This is a genomic window from Planobispora rosea (genome assembly GCF_014648175.1).
Classification (GTDB): Bacteria; Actinomycetota; Actinomycetes; order Streptosporangiales; family Streptosporangiaceae; genus Planobispora; species Planobispora rosea.
The window spans coordinates 1-15,819 of sequence record NZ_BMQP01000020.1; the positions used below are offsets into that span (position 1 = coordinate 1).

The 15,819-nt window shown below is 71.1% G+C and carries 18 protein-coding genes; 10 read left to right on the top strand and 8 right to left on the bottom strand.

Going from position 1 to position 15,819, the window contains the following annotated elements; translation table 11 throughout:
• From IEZ08_RS20355 to IEZ08_RS20375, 5 genes are all read right to left on the bottom strand, one after another.
• A partial coding sequence (locus tag IEZ08_RS20355; RefSeq protein ID WP_189242743.1) for an SAM-dependent methyltransferase occupies window positions 1-273 on the bottom strand: 273 nt, incomplete at its 3' end.
• A gap of 312 nt (window positions 274-585) precedes the next feature.
• The gene (locus IEZ08_RS20360; RefSeq protein ID WP_203863426.1) at window positions 586-873 is read right to left on the bottom strand and encodes a YciI family protein; all 288 of its coding nucleotides are present in this window, start codon (window positions 871-873) and stop codon (window positions 586-588) included.
• A gap of 66 nt (window positions 874-939) precedes the next feature.
• On the bottom strand, window positions 940-1,512 hold the full coding sequence (locus tag IEZ08_RS20365) for a TetR/AcrR family transcriptional regulator (RefSeq protein WP_068926235.1): 573 nt from the start codon (window positions 1,510-1,512) through the stop codon (window positions 940-942).
• A gap of 327 nt (window positions 1,513-1,839) precedes the next feature.
• A complete protein-coding gene (locus IEZ08_RS20370) occupies window positions 1,840-3,117 on the bottom strand; it encodes a GAF domain-containing sensor histidine kinase (protein WP_068926233.1) in 1,278 nt (425 codons plus the stop codon).
• Window positions 3,118-3,157: 40 nt separating this feature from the next.
• Window positions 3,158-3,817, bottom strand: a complete 660-nt coding sequence (locus IEZ08_RS20375; RefSeq protein WP_068926231.1) for a response regulator — start codon at window positions 3,815-3,817, stop codon at window positions 3,158-3,160.
• Between the two features lie 193 nt (window positions 3,818-4,010).
• Here IEZ08_RS20375 and IEZ08_RS20380 point away from each other — a divergent pair, with 193 nt between their 5' ends.
• The 3 genes from IEZ08_RS20380 (at window position 4,011) to IEZ08_RS20390 (ending at window position 5,608) form a co-directional block, all read left to right on the top strand.
• The gene (locus tag IEZ08_RS20380; protein WP_068926228.1) at window positions 4,011-4,952 is read left to right on the top strand and encodes a phosphoribulokinase; all 942 of its coding nucleotides are present in this window, start codon (window positions 4,011-4,013) and stop codon (window positions 4,950-4,952) included.
• A gap of 157 nt (window positions 4,953-5,109) precedes the next feature.
• Window positions 5,110-5,346, top strand: coding sequence for a hypothetical protein (locus tag IEZ08_RS20385; protein WP_229803336.1), 237 nt, complete (start codon window positions 5,110-5,112; stop codon window positions 5,344-5,346).
• 73 nt (window positions 5,347-5,419) lie between these two features.
• Window positions 5,420-5,608 carry a hypothetical protein gene (locus IEZ08_RS20390; RefSeq protein ID WP_068926226.1) on the top strand — a complete coding sequence of 63 codons (189 nt, stop codon included), beginning with the start codon at window positions 5,420-5,422 and terminating at the stop codon, window positions 5,606-5,608.
• A 79-nt stretch (window positions 5,609-5,687) separates the two neighbouring features.
• On the opposite strand, the gene IEZ08_RS20395 is transcribed toward IEZ08_RS20390, so the two are convergent.
• A complete protein-coding gene (locus IEZ08_RS20395; RefSeq protein ID WP_176728593.1) occupies window positions 5,688-6,521 on the bottom strand; it encodes a hypothetical protein in 834 nt (277 codons plus the stop codon).
• 166 nt (window positions 6,522-6,687) lie between these two features.
• On the opposite strand from IEZ08_RS20395, the gene IEZ08_RS20400 reads away from it, so the two are divergent.
• Window positions 6,688-7,587: a universal stress protein gene (locus tag IEZ08_RS20400; RefSeq protein WP_068926221.1), complete on the top strand. Its 900-nt coding sequence runs from the start codon at window positions 6,688-6,690 to the stop codon at window positions 7,585-7,587.
• Window positions 7,588-7,792: 205 nt separating this feature from the next.
• Entirely contained in the window at window positions 7,793-8,749 is a 957-nt protein-coding gene (locus IEZ08_RS20405) for a TIGR03885 family FMN-dependent LLM class oxidoreductase (protein ID WP_068926220.1), read from the top strand.
• 174 nt (window positions 8,750-8,923) lie between these two features.
• On the opposite strand, the gene IEZ08_RS20410 is transcribed toward IEZ08_RS20405, so the two are convergent.
• The gene (locus IEZ08_RS20410; RefSeq protein ID WP_141704216.1) at window positions 8,924-9,676 is read right to left on the bottom strand and encodes a maleylpyruvate isomerase family mycothiol-dependent enzyme; all 753 of its coding nucleotides are present in this window, start codon (window positions 9,674-9,676) and stop codon (window positions 8,924-8,926) included.
• A 469-nt stretch (window positions 9,677-10,145) separates the two neighbouring features.
• Between IEZ08_RS20410 and IEZ08_RS20415 the strand changes: the two genes are divergently transcribed.
• The 3 genes from IEZ08_RS20415 (at window position 10,146) to IEZ08_RS20425 (ending at window position 12,865) form a co-directional block, all read left to right on the top strand.
• Window positions 10,146-10,958 carry a lytic polysaccharide monooxygenase gene (locus tag IEZ08_RS20415; RefSeq protein WP_068926218.1) on the top strand — a complete coding sequence of 271 codons (813 nt, stop codon included), beginning with the start codon at window positions 10,146-10,148 and terminating at the stop codon, window positions 10,956-10,958.
• 127 nt (window positions 10,959-11,085) lie between these two features.
• Window positions 11,086-11,733 (top strand): DUF305 domain-containing protein, encoded by a 648-nt coding sequence (locus IEZ08_RS20420; protein WP_068926216.1) that lies wholly within the window; start codon window positions 11,086-11,088, stop codon window positions 11,731-11,733.
• Window positions 11,734-11,944: 211 nt separating this feature from the next.
• Entirely contained in the window at window positions 11,945-12,865 is a 921-nt protein-coding gene (locus IEZ08_RS20425) for a hypothetical protein (protein WP_068926214.1), read from the top strand.
• 69 nt (window positions 12,866-12,934) lie between these two features.
• On the opposite strand, the gene IEZ08_RS40285 is transcribed toward IEZ08_RS20425, so the two are convergent.
• On the bottom strand, window positions 12,935-14,446 hold the full coding sequence (locus IEZ08_RS40285) for a golvesin C-terminal-like domain-containing protein (RefSeq protein WP_189242694.1): 1,512 nt from the start codon (window positions 14,444-14,446) through the stop codon (window positions 12,935-12,937).
• A 264-nt stretch (window positions 14,447-14,710) separates the two neighbouring features.
• Here IEZ08_RS40285 and IEZ08_RS20435 point away from each other — a divergent pair, with 264 nt between their 5' ends.
• Both IEZ08_RS20435 and IEZ08_RS20440 read left to right on the top strand, forming a co-directional pair.
• Entirely contained in the window at window positions 14,711-15,109 is a 399-nt protein-coding gene (locus tag IEZ08_RS20435; RefSeq protein WP_189242695.1) for a hypothetical protein, read from the top strand.
• Window positions 15,110-15,270: 161 nt separating this feature from the next.
• The gene (locus tag IEZ08_RS20440; protein ID WP_068929100.1) at window positions 15,271-15,657 is read left to right on the top strand and encodes a VOC family protein; all 387 of its coding nucleotides are present in this window, start codon (window positions 15,271-15,273) and stop codon (window positions 15,655-15,657) included.
• The last annotated feature ends 162 nt before the right edge of the window (window positions 15,658-15,819 follow it).

The following is a 15,819-nucleotide window of genomic DNA, read 5'->3' on the forward strand; positions in this document are numbered from 1 at the left end:
GGCGACCTGGTGGACGTTCTCCTGGGTCGGCAGGCCCGAGCCGATGTCCAGGAACTGCCGCACGCCCTGTCCGGCGATCTCGCTGACCGCCCGGGACAGGAAGGCGCGGTTGGACCGGGCCGTCTCCCGGACGCCGGGAACGACGCTCATCAGTTTCTCGGCGGCCTCGCGGTCGGACGCGAAGTTGTCCTTGCCGCCGAGGTAGTAGTCGTACATCCGGGCCACGCTGGGGATCGTCGGATCGATCCCCGCCGGCGCCTGCTCGTCGTCCATGACGCTCTCCCCGGTCTGCTTGATCACTCTGATGGTGATCGTAAGCCACGTCCGAGGACTTTTAATCTATATCCAGCTTTTTCTTGAACCGCCGATTTGTGTGCGTTCCGTTTCTGGCCGGCCATGCGGTCCGCCAGTGCGATGAACCTCATCAACGCGGCCACATCAGCGGCATCGAGCCCTTTTCACCCTGACGGCACCGGTCAAGGTCTCCCGACGGCGCCGCCTCGGCCCCGGACGGCAAGCCCTCCCGGTCGTGGCCCGGCTGCGCGAGCGTGGACGGTGCTCGCCCCGGGGGCCCGGGGTGAGCGCTCAGGCCAGCAGGAACTTCAGTCGGTCGTCGGCCATCCCCGGGGCGATCTCGATGATCTCCGCGCTGACGACGTCCTCCACGACGAACGGGTCGGCCCTCACGCGGCTCTCCAGTTCGTCCAGCGACGTGTCGTGTGCCAGGATCGCGCCGCCCAACCCCGGCTGGATGCTGCCGACCAGCAGGAACACCCCGTCGTCGAGGCCACGCTTGATCCACTCTTGATGGCCCGCCATATGTTGACCCGCAGCGCTCCTGTTGTCGGAGAATCGCAGCAGCACCACAAACATCTGATTCCTCTGAGCTGATTCGGTGTGCCAGGAGTCCACCTGTGCACATGGTCCGTGTGCGGCGAGCTAGCCGCCTTCCGTGTACTGGCTCAGCCAGTCGCACATCTGCCTGACTTCGCGGCGGATGAAGTCCTCGTCCCGGAAGGCGTTCGCCAGTGTGGCGACGCCCTGGGTGAACGCCAGGACGTGCATCGCCAGCGCGTCGGCCTCCGTCTCGTGCCCGAGCAGCGCGAACTGGTCGCGCAGCCACGTGCGGAAGAGCGTGAACAGGCCGTTGGCCTCCCGGAGCGACGCGTGGTCCAGCTTCGCCAGTTCGGTGGTCAGGGTGCCCACCGGGCAGCCGTAGCTCTGGATGTCCGCGCGGTTCGTCAGCAGGATCTCGATGAACCTGCGGATGCGGCCGGCGGGCTCGCTCTCCTCGGCCTCCCACCGCTCCAGCAGTTGCCGTGTCCCGGCGAGGCGGGCGCTGATCACCGCGTCCAGGATGTCGTCCTTGGACTTGAAGTGGTAGTAGAAGTTGCCTCTTGAGATGCGCACGGCCTCGGCGATCGCCGCAAAGGACGTGTGCTCATAACCCTGCTGGTAGAACAGCCGGTCGGCCGCCTCGACGATCTGGGCCCGGGTCGTCTCGCCGCGCATCGCCGCACGCCTCCTCTGCCGGCTTTCCCCACGTTGCCGTCACGGTTTAGGACGGTCGTCCTAGGAGGATCTTAGGGCGACCGTCCTAGGCCGTCAATCTGCCCGGCGTGGGCGCTCGCACGGACGCCTACGACTCGCAGCTGACCGACGCACAACCGGGAAATGTCCGTCTCGGATTTCTCCGGCGGATCTCGCCGAGCTCGATCTTCGAGAAAGAAGCCGTACGGACTGCATAAGTAGATAAATGTCTATGAAAAGCGATAAAACTCCGCGTAAGAGCGGTCCCCGGAGAACGGAGGTCAGGGAACAGCGGTCAGGGAACAACGGTCAGAAAGCGCGCTTCACCGGGATGACGACCCGGAGCAGGGTGCCCGCGCCCCGGCGGCTGTGCACCTCCAGGCGTCCGCCGAGCAGCTCGGCGCGCTCGCGCATGCCGCCCAGGCCGTAGCCGGTGGGGGCCGGGTGCTCGGCCAGGCGGCAGGGGTCGAAGCCGACGCCGTCGTCCTCGATCTCCAGTGTGACGTCCCCGCTCCGTACGGCCAGGCTGATCGCCGCGGACCCGGCGCCGGAGTGCCTGGCCACGTTGGACAGGGCCTCCTGGGCCACCCGGTAGATCGCGGTCTCGACGTGTTCGGGCAGGCGGACCGGGGCCAGGTCCACCTCGACCGTCAGCTGCGGGAACGATCTGGCGAGACTGGCCAGGCTGGCGGGCAGGCCGAGGTCGTCGAGGACCGGGGGACGGAGTCCCTCGATGGCGGACCTGGTCTCGGCCAGCGCGTCGTCGGCCAGCGCCCGCGCCCGCCTGATCTGCTCCGCGGCCTCACACGTCTGTTCTGCGTCCTCACGGGTCTGTTCCCCGGCCTTGCGCTTCTGTCTCGCGGGCCCGTCAGCCTGCTCCCCGGTTCCCCGCGCGTTCTCCGGCGCGAGCGCGTCCAAGGCGGCGGACAGGTGGTAGGAGAGGCTGACGATGCGCTGGCTGATGCCGTCGTGGATCTCTCCCGCGAGGCGGCGCCGTTCGGCCTCCTGGGCGAGGACGACGCGCTCGGCGAAGCGCTCCATGGCCTCCTCGCGCTCGGCCAGGCGGCGGTGGAGACGGGCGTTCTCGATGGTCCCGGCGATCAGCCCGCCCACGGAGTGCAGGAGCTCGACCTCGGCGTAGGTGAACGCCCGCCGCGCCCGGGTGTGCACGTTGAGGACGCCGACCAGGTGGCCGGGGCGGATGGCGATGGGAACCGAGCACATCGAGGTGAAGTCCTCGCCCCGCAGTTCCGGGATGTACTTGTAGCGGGGGTCGGCGAGCTTGTCGTCGTCGATGACCACGGGCCTGCCGTGGGCCGCGACCCAGCCGGCGACGCCCTCGCCGAGGTCCAGCTCGATCAGGCCGGACAGTTCGTCGAAGGGCGGGGTGGCGCCGCGCAGGACGAGCCGGCGGCCGTTGTCGTCGAGCAGGTGCACGAAGCAGACGTCCGTCTCGGTCGTCTCGGTGATCAACGCGGCCACGCCCTGCACGATCTCGCCCAGGTCGAGACCGGTGGAGATGATCTCGATGATCCGGGAGAGCAGCCGCGCCTCCCGCTCCGGATCGGTCAGTCCGAGCCGGCTCACCGGAACACCCCCTCGTGCGGGACGGCCGGTCCGGTACGGGTCACCGGAACACCCCCTCGCGCAGGGCGGTGGCCACCGCGGTGACGCGGTCGTTGACGCCGAGCTTGCGGTAGATGCCGCGGGTGTGGGTCTTGACGGTCTCCTCGCTGACCGTCAGGCGGGCGGCGATGCCCTTGTTGCTCAGGCCCGACACCATCAGCGCCAGGACCTCGCTCTCGCGCTGGGTGAGGCCGAGGTGGGCGCCCGGCCAGAACTCGCCGGCGTGGAGCCGGGCGGCGGACAGGGCGATCCGGCCGGCCAGCGTCGGGGCGATCAGCACCTCCCCGGCCACGATCCGCAGCAGGGATCCGACCAGCTCGGCGCCGGTCACGTCCTTCAGCAGGAATCCGGAGGCGCCGAGCCGCAGGGCCTGGTAGACGTACTGCTCGTCGTCGTAGACGGTCATGAAGACCACCCGGCAGGAGGGGCGGGCGCGCAGGATCCTGGCGCAGGCGTCCAGGCCGCTCTCGCCGCGCAGCCGTACGTCGAGCAGGACCAGATCGGGCTCGTAGGTCAGGATGGCGCGCAGTGCCCCGTCGGAGTCGCGCGCCTCCCCGACGATCCGCACCTGGTCGCGGTAGGACCGCAACATGGCCCGCAGGCCGTCGTGGACCATCTGGTGGTCGTCGACGGTCACCAGCCGGAGAGGTGGGCTCCTCATGCGCCAAAGGTACGAAAAATAAGGGCACTTAAGGATCCCCCGGTGTCTCACCCGGATGGGGGAGGGCGGCCTCCCGGACCCGGCATAACGTCCGGGCAGCGGCCTGCCGCGGAACCCCCTCCGTCGCGAAGCAGGGAGGCGGGTTCCGCAGCGGGCACCGACCCGCCTCATTCCGTGGAAGCGAGCCGCCCCGATGCCCCACAAGCTGATGCGGATCCACCGGGCCGAGTCGTTCCGGCCCGCCATGCTCGCCATCGCCGGCGACAGCGCGGCCGGCAAGACGACCGTCGCCCGAGGCCTGACCGAGGCGCTGGGTGAGGAGCGCAGCACCATGGTCTGCGTGGACGACTACCACCGCTACGAACGGGCCGAGCGGAGCGGGCTGCCGTTCACCCCGCTCCACCCCGCCTGCAACCACATTCAGATCATGGAGCAGCACCTGCAGCTGCTGGCGATGGGCCAGCCGATCCTCAAGCCCGTCTACGACCACCGGGACGGTTCCCTCGCCCGGCCCCGCCTGGTCGAACCGCGCGACCTGGTGATCGTGGAGGGGCTTCTCCCCCTCCACAGCAAACTGGCCAGAGCGTGCTTCGACGTCACCGTCTATCTCGACCCGCCGGAGTGGGCCAGGCGTGAATGGAAGGTCACCCGGGACACGGATCGGCGGGGCTACACCCCCGCGCAGGTCCTGGCGGAACTCTCCCGGCGCGAGACGGACTCGGCGGGTTTCGTCCGCCCTCAGCGGCGCGAGGCGGACATCGTGGTCCGCTTCACGCCGGTCGAGGGGCGCGAGGGCGGGCCGCTCTCGGCGACGCTGCTGCTGCGGCCCACGATCCGCCACCCCGACTTCGCCCGCATCCTGTCCTGCGCCACCGGCCTGGCCGCCCACCTCACACTCACCCGTGACTGCGACGGCGGCCCGGTGGACGCCCTGCACGTCCACGGGGACGCGGACCCGCTGGAGGCCGACGTGGTGGCCAAGGCGATCTGGCACGACCTCGGCGTGCCCGAGCCGCTCCCCGGCCGCCTGGGCCTCATGCCGGACGGCTCACGCAACGAGCCGCTCCGGATCACCCAGCTGATCCTCCTGTATCACCTGATCCGAGCGGGGGTGTGGCGGCTGCCCGGGGAGTGACCCTGTGCGGCCGCCGCCCGGGAGCGACCTCCGGCTGCGGCGCGACAGGAAGATCGGCCTCCACACGGTGAGAGGTCCTCTCACTACCGCGTGTCTCCACGCGGGGGAGATCCTTGGGTTCACCGTTGACCCGTTGACTCCCCGGAGGTGGTGACAGGTGCTGCTCCCGCTGCAGAACGCTGGCTGGGAACGGATGCTCAGGCGGTACGCCGGATCCTGGTCGATCTGGAGAAGTGACACGGGCCGGTGGTACGCGACCCGGACCACGGGCCCCCTCTCGCAGGCCGAGCTGGACGCCGGGCTCGTCATGACCGCGTACGCCGACGACGCCGAGGCGCTTGAGGCGATCCTGCAGGAGCAGGAACGGATCGACGGCCCCGCCGCGGCGGTCTGAGGGGGACACGTCTCCTGGGAATTCTCCTGATCGGGCCGGGTATGCGTGAGCCTGAACGACAGGAGGAGAGATCATGGTCCAGTCAGACGAGACCGATCCCGGCGAGTGGGGGAGCACCGGGGAGGACGCCGCGCCCGGCGGGCCGGAGAAGCAGCCGCCGCTGGCCCAGTCGCCCGACGCCGAGCCCGAGGAGGACGCCCAGCCCGGCGCGGAGCGCGACTGGCTGCCGTCGGAGGCGCAGTCGCCGGACGACATGGAGTGAGCCCGAGGCCCGGGCGACAGGCTGACCCGGGCCGCAGGCTGACCCGCTGACCCGGGCCGCAGGCTGACCCGGGTCTCCGTCAGGACTCCCAGTCGACGGCGACCTTCTCGGGGTCCTCGGCGGCGATCCGTACGGGCAGCTCAGTGCCGGGCAGGGTCCGGTGCAGGTGGGCCGAGGGCACCCGGTGGCCCAGCCGCACCTCGTACGGCGCGTGCCCGCCGTCCGGAGTCACCCGCAGCATGAACCCCACGATCGGGTCGCCGTTCTCGGCGGTCATGCCGTTCATGGAGAAGGTGCCCAGCACGGTCGCGGTGCCGGGCAGACCCCGGGCGAGCAGGTCGGCCGCGGACAGATGCTCCTTGATCACCGGACCGCCCTCACCCGGGGGCACGCTCCAGTCGATCGTCAGCCGCTCCCGCCTGGCCGGGTCGATCCGTACGGCCAGCACACAGCCCGGCAGCACGGCCCCGACCAGCAGCCGGGGCAGGGTCTCCCGGTGCGAGACGCGGTAGGGAGCCGCGCCGGCGCGGCACACCTCCAGCTCGAAGGCGACCATGGGCAGGTCGTTCACGGTCATTCCGGTGTCCGCCATGGAGACCACGAGCGCGGTCGCGGGGATTCCGCCGGTGCGCAGGTCGTCGTTGCCCCGGGTCATCTCGTTGACCATGGCGAAGAACCCGCCGACCGTCCCCGCGGAGGACGCCGCCGACGCCGCCGACACCTCCGTCTCGAAGACCGACATGGCCCGGCCCATCATCGTGGAGTGGAAGGACCACGCCGCCGTGAAGGTCCCCGAGAGCGTCAGGATCATGCCCGAGACGAACGCCGGGACCGCCCATCCGGGCATCGGCCACATCGTCATCCCGGTGATTCCCGCGGTGAGGAGAACGGCGCCGCAAGCCCCGACCGCCATGCCCAGCGTCCTCATCCGTGTCATCACGTTCCCCGTTCCCAGAAGTACGGTGCCCTGCTGTTACGGATCAAGGGAAGCGGAGATCGCTTTCACCCCGGTTGCATCCCGATTACCGGACGGCCCGTGGACCGGGGATGGCGGCTTTTCCGCTGGGTATGGGCCATCCATGAGACATGTGGTGGTGGGTGTCGACGGGTCCGCGGACAGTCTCCGGGCCGTGCGGTGGGCGGCTCGCGAAGCGATGCGCCGGAGGTCCTCGCTCCGGGTGGTCCACGCCGTGTACGCGTGGCTGCACCATCCGGCGGAGGCCGGGATAGAGGAGGTCCGGCAGTGGCTGCTGGACGGCGGCCGGGTGATCCTCGATCAGGCTGTGGCGTGCGCCCGGGAGTGCGAGCCCGGACTGGAGGTCGATGAGGCCATCGCGGCCGGTGACCCGGTCCAGGTGCTTGCGGCCGAGGCGGACGGGGCGGGGATGCTGGTGGTGGCCTCGCGGGGGACGGGCCGGATCTCCAGCCTGCTGCTCGGCTCGGTGGCCCTGAAGGTCGCCTCGCAGGCGTCCTGCCCGGTGGTGGTGATCCGCGGTCCGCTGGAGCCGGAGAAGCTGTTCGACGAGGTGGTCGTCGGCGTGGACGGTTCACCGGCGGGTGCCGAGGCGCTCCGGTTCGCCGCGACCGAGGCCGTACTGCGCGGGGCGCGGCTCCGGGCGATCCTGGCGTGGACCCTGGCCACCCCGGCGGCCGAGACGATGCCCCCGCTCCTCATCGAGCTCGGCCAGATCGAGGACGCCTGGACGCGCATCCTGGAGGAGGCCGTGGAGGCCGTGGAGAAAGACCATCCGGGGCTCGACGTCGTGCACCAGGTGGTGACGGGCCACCCGGTGCAGGCGCTCACCGACGCCTCGGAGGGCGCGGACCTGGTCGTCGTGGGAACGCGGGGGCGGGGCGCGCTCGCCGGGCTCGTCCTGGGTTCGGTGAGCCACGGGGTGCTGCACCACGCCAACTGCCCGGTCGCCGTGATCAGCCCGAAGGTCTTCGCCGCCCGACTGGGCAACGAACGGGCCGCCTGAGCCCGCACCCGGATGAGCGGGCGGTCCGGGTTCCCGCCCGGCTGAGCGGTCCGCCGGTTTCCTGTCCGGCTGAGCGGTCCGCCGGTTTCCTGTCCGGCTGAGCGGGTCGCCCGGACTCCCGCCCGGATTCCCGGCCGGAGGCGGCGCCCGTCGATCCCGTGCCGATCCCCCGTCTGGAACGCCGTCCCCTGGGTACCCGGAGGGAATGGCGACCTATGGCTTCCACTCCTCACACGAGCAGATCCACCCCGCCGCGCTGCTGAAGGCGGTGGTCCGGGCCGAACAGGCGGGATTCGCCGCGGCGATGTCGTCGGACCACTTCTCCCCGTGGAGCGCGCGCCAGGGCCAGTCCGGCTTCGCCTGGTCCTGGCTGGGCGCGGCGCTCCAGGCGACGGAGCTGCGCTTCGGCGTGGTCAACGCCCCCGGCCAGCGGTACCACCCGGCCATCATCGCCCAGGCGATCGGCACCCTCGCCGCGATGTTCCCCGGCCGGTTCTGGGCCGCCCTGGGCACCGGGGAGGCGAGCAACGAGCACATCACCGGGGAGGGCTGGCCCCGCAAATCGGTGCGTACGGCCCGGCTGCGCGAGTGCGTCGACGTCATCCGGGCGCTGCTGTCCGGGGAGGAGGTCAGCCACGACGGCCTGGTGACCGTGGACCGTGCCCGGCTGTGGACCCGCCCGGAGACCCCGCCGGAGCTGGTGGGGGCGGCGGTGAGCGTCGAGACGGCGCGGTGGTGCGCGGAATGGGCCGACGGGCTGATCACGGTGAACGCGCCGACCGAGACGCTGCGTCAGATGGTCGAGGCGTACCGGGGCGCGGGCGGCCGGGGGCGGCTGGCGCTCCAGGTTCACCTGAGCTGGGCCGAGGACGACGACAAGGCCCTGGCCATCGCCCACGACCAGTGGCGGAGCAACACCTTCCGCCCGCCCGTCTGCTGGGACCTGGACACCGCCGAGCTCTTCGACGTGGTGTCCGAGGACGTGCCGCCGTCCAAGGTCGCCGAGGTGGTCAACGTCTCCTCGGACCTGGGATGGCACGCCGCCCGGCTGAACGAGTACGCGGAGCTGGGCTTCGAGGAGATCTACCTGCACCACGTCGGCAGGGAGCAGGAGGCGTTCATCGACGCCTTCGGCGCGAAGGTCCTGCCCCAGCTCGCCTGACCCCTGCTCACCCGGGCTCCGGCACCGCGGGGGTCACGGCCTCACGGCCCTGCGGCCCGGCCGCCCCGCGGTGCCGTATGGGATCCCGTGCCGTATGGGATCCCGTGCCGTATGGGATCCCGTGCCGTATGGGATCCCGTGCCGTACGGCACCGGCCCGGGTGGAGGACCCCTGTCAGCTCCAGAGGATTCTGGCCTTCTCCCGCCACAGGGCGAGGACGTCCCGGTCGCCGCGCACGTCGAGTCCGCCGGCGTCCGCCCGGTTCCACAGCAGGAGGTACAGCTCTGCCGCGGGACCGGAGATCACGCAGTCGGCGTCGTCCCGCGCGCCGGGGGTGACGGTCCGCCCGTCCGGCTCCACCCGGATCGTCCAGGAAGCCGCTCGATCAGTGGCGCGGACGGCCAGGCTGACCGGCGGATCGGCGACCAGCCGCCCTCGCGGCCTGGCGTAGAAACCGTCGAAGAGCTCGTCGACGCCGTCGGCGGCCAGGGCGGGGTCGATCGGGGTGATCTTCCCGGTGGCGGACTCGGCGTCCACCCGGTGGATCGTGGTCTCGTGCGCCTGCCGCCGGGCCCAGAACGCCAGCGGGGAGGGCGCCCGCAGGAAGGCCCAGCACGCGAGATCGGGATCGGCCTGCTCCAGGGTGCCGACCAGCGCGGCGTGGCCGTCACGGAACCAGCTGATCAGCGTGTCGTCGGCCGGGCAGGAGAAGAACTCCGTCTCCTCCTCGTCCGTGAACGGCTCCGCCTTCCCGGTGGCGACGTACGCCGTCGCCCAGCGGTGCACCCCGCCGGTGTGGCCGAGCAGGTCCCGCACCGTCCAGCCGGGACACGTCGGCACCGGGGCGTCCAGTCCCGCCTGCGACGCGGCCTCGGCCATCCGTACCCCGGCGTCCCGCAACGCGGCTACGTGATCTCTTATCTCCACGAGGGGATTGTGCCACCTCCTCACCGGACCGGCCCGGGAGAGGCCGCCGGCCGGGGCGTGAAGGGCGCCGGAAAAGGCCCGGCGGCCAGGTCGATCGTGGTACGGAACATTCCAATCGATCTTCGTTATGGTGATCCTAAACGGTCCTTAAGCTGCCGATAAGATTTATGCGCGCTCCTGCGTGATAGAAAAAATCAACTTCACTCGGCACGAAGGAGCAGCCCGCCGTGAGCACCCCCCGCAGCCTCACCGCGTCCCAGGACGCGCAGGCCGTCCGCGCGGACGGCGAGGTCGGGGCGCGTCGGCACGGCATCCGCCGGTGGCCGCCCGTGCCGCGGTCCACGACTCCGGGAAGCCGCCGTCACGGCGCCGTGCGTTTTCGTTGAATTTGCCGGGATGGGCCGGATGGCCATTCTTTGAATTTGTTCATCAATTCTGTATTTGATTAATCGATGGTAGGGAACGGTACATGAGAAGGACTCTCACGCTCGCCGCGGTCTCCTCGTTCGCCTTCGGCGCCACGGTTTTCGCCGCCTCCCCGGCGATGGCCCACGGCTACGTGTCGGCGCCGCCGAGCCGCCAGGCGTTCTGCGCCCAGGGCAAGATCGCCTGCGGCAACGTCAAGTACGAGCCGCAGAGCGTGGAGGGCCCCAAGGGCCAGCGCAACTGCAACGCCGGCATCGCCGCCTTCGCCGAGCTGAACGACGACTCGAAGGCCTGGCCGACCACCGCCGTCGGGACCAGCGTCAACTTCAGCTGGGTGCTGACCGCCCGGCACGCGACCAGCACGTGGGAGTACTACATCGGCAACAAGCTGATCGCGTCCTTCAACGACAACGGCAGGCAGCCCGGCGCGACGGTGACCCACAACGTGAACCTCGCCGGCTACAGCGGCAAGCAGAAGGTCCTGGCCGTCTGGAACATCGCCGACACCGCCAACGCCTTCTACTCCTGCATCGACCTGCAGGTCGGCGGCTCCGGCGGCGGCACCGCCCCGACCCCCGCCCCCACCCCCACCAAGAACCCCACGACCCCCGCCCCGACCCCGGCACCGACCAGGACCCCGGCTCCGCTCCCGAGCCCCACCTCGGTCCCGAAGCCGACGGCCGTCCCGACGACCTTCCCCACGACCCCCGCCGGGACGTGGCGCCTGGGCGGCAAGTACACGATCGGTAACGTCGTCACCTACCAGGGCGTCAAGTACCGGTGCCTCCAGTCGCACACCGCCTACGGCGACTGGGCGCCGCCGAAGGTCCCCGCCCTCTGGAAGCGCCTGGGCTGACAGGCGGCGGGCGCCGTGCCACCCTCGGGTACGGTGCCCGCCGGCGGGCCGGGGCGTGTCGCACGCCCCGGCCCGCACGACACGCCCCGGCCCGCACGACACGCCCCGATCTAGGGAACCGCCCCCCATGAAACGCTCCGCTCTCACCCTCGTCCTCGTTCTGAGCACGCTGACCGTCTCGGCCTGCGGGAGCACGGACGCCTCGCATCACCGCACCGGCCACGGGGCCCACGGGTCCGGCGGCACGACGCACGCGACGGAGCGGGTGACGGAGCAGGTGACGGACGGCGGGACGGGAGCGGGCACCACGGCCGGGGCCTTCAACGCCGCCGACGTGATGTTCCTGCAGATGATGATTCCGCACGACCGACGGGGCGTGGAGCTGGCCATGCTGGCCGCCACCCGCTCCTCGCGGGAGGAGGTGCGGACACTGGCGGCGGAGATCGTGGCGGCCCAAAGCGACCAGGTCCAGGTCATGACCGATCGGCTGACGGCCTGGAAGCAGCCGCTGGAGGCGGAGGCGCACGCCCACGACGCCCACGGCGGCCTGCACGTCACCGGGCCCGAGGTGGTCACCGAGCTGGCGGCGCTGAAGGGCGCCGCCTTCGACACCGCCTTCCTCAACGTGCTGATCGGCCACCAGCACAACGCCCTGGACATGGCGCGCACCGAGGTGCGGACCGGCAGGAACCCCGAGACGGTGGAGCTGGCGCGGCAGATCGAACGGTTCCGCTCGGAGCAGGTCAAGCGGATGCTGGCCGAACTGTCCTCCTGACCGCACAGGCTGACCGCACAGGCCGCGTGATCGAGCGGGAGCGCCGGTCACCGCCGGACCGGGACGCGGCGGCGCCGTACCCCGGAAGGCGGGCACCCGTCCCCGGGCACGACGATGATCGACTTATCGGGAGCCGCTCGCTAGGGTTGGGCGGTTTGTGCGATCGCCGCCCCTCCCGGCAGGCGATCTCCCACCTCTCGGGGAAGTGCGCGTGCGTCTCGACCATTCCGGCCGCCGGTACCGTTTCGGGCGGCTCGCCGCCGGCCTCGCGATCGGCTGTGCGGTCGCCGCCGTCGCGTCCGGCGCCGTCGCGGCGGCCGGTGACGACGGAGCCCTCTGGCGGCTGCTGTTCCCCCTCGGGCGGAGGTGGGTGGGCGAGGATCTGACGGGGTGGCAGGTGCTGCCCGTGATCCTGGCCGGAGGGGCGCAGGGGTGGGCGCTCTGGCAGATCCTGCGCGGGCGGGCGGCCGGACCGCGCCCCCGTCTGGACGGGCACGTCCGTGTGCTGCGCGGCCTGCTCTACACCGACCTGGTCCTCAGGCTGGTCTTCTCCCGGCCGCTCAGGCTCCCCGACCCCTGGTGGGTGGACATTCCCTGGGAGCTCCTGCAGCTGGCCGTCGTGGTGCTGTTCCACCGGGTGCTGAGCGGCACTCCCCGGGTGCTGAGACTCGCCGTGCTCGCGACCGGGGCGCTCACCTCGTTGGTCTCGATCGGCCAGGACGTGGCCGGTGCGCTCGGCCGACGGAGCGTCGCGGAGACATCCGACCTCGCCCTGCTCGGCGGACTGACCTGGTCGTCGTGGCTGGCGCTGCTCCTCGTCGCCCAGGCCCGGGACGGCCGGTGGGGCAGGACGACCGTGTGGACCGGGGCCGCGTACCCGGTGATGACGCTCCTCATCATGCCGCTGACCTCCGCGGTGCTCCCCGACGACGGGTCCGGGGTCGCGGCGATCGCCAGCCTCTCCGCCGTATCCGGCCTGCTCATGCCGGTGTGGGTGGCCCGTTCCGCGCACGACCTCGCGGGCCCGCACGCGGAGGCCGTAGCGCGGCCGGAGGGAACGGGACCCGCCTCCGCGTGCACTACGCCCTGCTCCCGTGGAAGGGCGGGATGCACGGCGTGCAACGGTTGCTGATCATGGCCTACCCCGGGCGCGGGGACGGCGTCGTCGTCCATCGCGAGCGGGCCCGGCCGTGATCGCCCGTCACGGGCGGCTGATGCGGACGGCGTCCGCGATGATGTACCCGGTTCCCGAGGTCTGCCGGCCGACGCCCACGACGTCGTACGTCCCGGCCTTGAGCGAGAACGTCCCGAGGCTGCGCCAGACCCCGCCGCCCGAGCGCTGGTCGACGTAGACCGTCTTGTCACCGCCGGAGGCCACCACGATGTACGGCGCCGAGCTGTTGTATCCCGGATGCGCCGGGTAGCGGACCTCGACCCGGTACCTGCCGGTGCTGGGGACCTTCATCTTGTACCGGGCGGGATCGGCGGTGGAGGCCGGGACGGCGAACCGGTAGTCGGGGCCCAGGCGCTGGTCGGAGTAGGTGGAGACGCGCCAGTCTGCGCCGGCGGTGAACCGGTCGGCGGTGGTGTTGTCCGTGGTGGTCGACCACGGCTTCGTCGAGTTCCCGCCGGTGACGTACTTCATGTACGTGGTCCAGTTCCAGTGGGGGCCCGGGTCGGTGTGCGTGGCCCCCGGCACCTCCTTGTGGGCGATGATGTGCTTGCGGTCCTTGGGGATGCCGTACTCGTCGCAGAGATGACGGGTCAGCGCGGCGGAGGCGCGGTACATCGCGTCGGTGAACCACGAGGCGTTGTTGACGAAGCCCTCGTGCTCGATGCCGATGGAGCGGTGGTTGTAGTCCCGGTTGCCCGCGTGCCAGGCGACGTCCTTGTGCCGCACCATCTGGGTGATGGCGCCGTTCGACGATTTGATCACGTAGTGCGCCGAGACCTTGGCGCCGGGGTTCTGGAACCAGGAGATGGCGCCCGCGTACGAGCCCTGGGTGACGTGGATGACCACCCGGTCGATCTTCCGGCTCGCCGGGCGGTTGGCGACGGTGTAGTTGCTCGACCTCGCCGCCACCCAGGACGCGGACGGGTACTCGGCGCCGGGCGCGGCCACCGCGCTGAGATCGGGGACCTCGGCGTAGGGGCCCCGGTCCGCGGTGACGACCTGCGGCGTCACCGTCACGCCGCGGGCGGTGAACCCGGTGCCGAGCAGCTCGTAGACGGCGTCGGCGTAGAGGCGGGCGGTCTCGGGGGACGAGGCGTTGCCGTACTTGGCCACGGCCTGGTACCAGCGGCCGATGTCCTTCCTGGCGGCCTCGTCGAGGCCCAGCCCGTCGGCGTGGGCGCGCAGGACCGCCGCGCCGCCGAGGACGTTCGCCCCGGTGTCGGTGCGCAGCTTGTCCACCGGCAGTCCGGTGAGCTGGGCGGCCTGTTCGAGCGTGTGCGCGGTGGGGTTGCTGACCAGGTGCATCATGCCGTAGCCGCCCATCGTGCTGGGCTCGCCGCCGTGGTCGTCGAGGTGGGTCTCGGCGTAGGCGAGGGCGGCGAGCAGGTCACGGGGGACGTCGTATCGGGTCGCGGCGTGATCGAACGCGGCGGGCAGGGGCGTGTCCGGCTCGGCCGCCACGGGCTGAGCAGCCAGGACCAGGAAGGCCACGAGGGCGGAGGCGACGAGGGCAGCCGGCCGCCGCTGGGCGAACGTCATTGAGGTCTCCTTGTCCGGGGGGTCGGTGCAGCACGGTAGAGGAGCCCATGGCGGTTATCGATGACGTCTGTTACTACCGGTATGAATGAAATTTCTCGATCGCCCGGAGGCTGATGTTTCGTCCGGTGATGGAATCCCGCCGCGACCAGGTGTCTCCGCTATCGGACCGGGATCGGGGTCCGGGGGGATGATCGACTCTGTCGGAGCGAATCGCTAGGGCTGGGCGCTTCGTTCTGTTAGTTTCGTTCGTTCGAGGAAATCCGCGTGCGCCTCCTCCGCTCCGCCCGCCGGTTGTGCGGCGTCTACACCCGCGACGACCCGGTGGAGATCGCCCGCGTCCGTTCGGCCGGTGGCGTCGACGTTCACGCCGACGCCGTGGCCTGTGTCACGACCGAGACCTACACGCGCCGCCCACCCGTCGAGACCAGGGGCTGGCACCACGTCGTCGAGGTCGGCTACCGCAGCCCGGGCGGAGAGATCGTCCTCAGTGATCCGATGGGCGGCTCCACGCTGCCCGACCCCGCCCTCAGGGGCAGGGGCGGCGACTACCGGATCCGCGTGCACCACGCTTGGCTCCCCTCGGGCGCGCAGCGGCTGCTGATCATGACCTACCCGGGGCGTGGGGACGATGTCATCGTCCATCGCAGGGGGACCGTCCCGTGACCCCGGGCTCGTCCTGCCGGGGGACCCGCCCGGAGGGAAAACCCGCTGGGCGGGGGATGCACCGTGCACGGGAGTCCCGGATCATGGGGGCCGACGTGTCGGTGATTACGGGTCCTCGCCGTGATACCGGAGGTACGGGCCCGTTGACGGAGGTAATGGACATGGCGCACTACAGCAGGCTCTACACGGTCGTGATCGATGTTCCCGAGGCCGACCACGACCGGGAGGTGGAGTTCTGGCAGGGGGCGATCGGCCCGGCGCTGCAGGCGAACGAGCGCTACCCGGAGTACCACGGCGCCCTGCTGCACGGGCAGGAGTTCGCGCTGATGATCCAGCGGCTGGGGGAGGGGGAGAGCCGGGTCCACGTCGACATCCACACCGACGACCTGGAGGCGGAGGTCACGCGGCTGGAGAAGCTGGGCGCCGAGCGGGTGCAGAAGGCGAACGACCATTGGTGGATCATGCGGGACCCGGCGGGGCTGCTGTTCTGCGTCATCCCGGACGCCCCGGGCAAGCTCAACGACGACAACGCCCAGCGCTGGGACTGAGATCTGTTGCGAGGCCGGATCCTCGCAGGGGGCGCGGACTCCGCATCCGCAGGACGGCGCCACGTGAGTGGAGCCCGGCCGGGTGACTCTCCCGGCGTCCCGCCGAAGCGGCAGGCCGGCCCGCGCCGCCCGGTAGGAGGCCTTACCGGCGGGACGCGTGCC

Bases quoted from the DNA above. Each gene is read 5' to 3' on its own strand.
- IEZ08_RS20360 (WP_203863426.1), bottom strand. From the start codon at position 873: ATGTTTGTGGTGCTGCTGCGATTCTCCGACAACAGGAGCGCTGCGGGT.
- IEZ08_RS20365 (WP_068926235.1), bottom strand. From the start codon at position 1,512: ATGCGCGGCGAGACGACCCGGGCCCAGATCGTCGAGGCGGCCGACCGG.
- IEZ08_RS20375 (WP_068926231.1), bottom strand. From the start codon at position 3,817: ATGAGGAGCCCACCTCTCCGGCTGGTGACCGTCGACGACCACCAGATG.
- IEZ08_RS20380 (WP_068926228.1), top strand. From the start codon at position 4,011: ATGCCCCACAAGCTGATGCGGATCCACCGGGCCGAGTCGTTCCGGCCC.
- IEZ08_RS20390 (WP_068926226.1), top strand. From the start codon at position 5,420: ATGGTCCAGTCAGACGAGACCGATCCCGGCGAGTGGGGGAGCACCGGG.
- IEZ08_RS20395 (WP_176728593.1), bottom strand. From the start codon at position 6,521: ATGGCGGTCGGGGCTTGCGGCGCCGTTCTCCTCACCGCGGGAATCACC.
- IEZ08_RS20400 (WP_068926221.1), top strand. From the start codon at position 6,688: ATGAGACATGTGGTGGTGGGTGTCGACGGGTCCGCGGACAGTCTCCGG.
- IEZ08_RS20405 (WP_068926220.1), top strand. From the start codon at position 7,793: ATGGCGACCTATGGCTTCCACTCCTCACACGAGCAGATCCACCCCGCC.
- IEZ08_RS20415 (WP_068926218.1), top strand. From the start codon at position 10,146: ATGAGAAGGACTCTCACGCTCGCCGCGGTCTCCTCGTTCGCCTTCGGC.
- IEZ08_RS20420 (WP_068926216.1), top strand. From the start codon at position 11,086: ATGAAACGCTCCGCTCTCACCCTCGTCCTCGTTCTGAGCACGCTGACC.
- IEZ08_RS40285 (WP_189242694.1), bottom strand. From the start codon at position 14,446: ATGACGTTCGCCCAGCGGCGGCCGGCTGCCCTCGTCGCCTCCGCCCTC.
- IEZ08_RS20440 (WP_068929100.1), top strand. From the start codon at position 15,271: ATGGCGCACTACAGCAGGCTCTACACGGTCGTGATCGATGTTCCCGAG.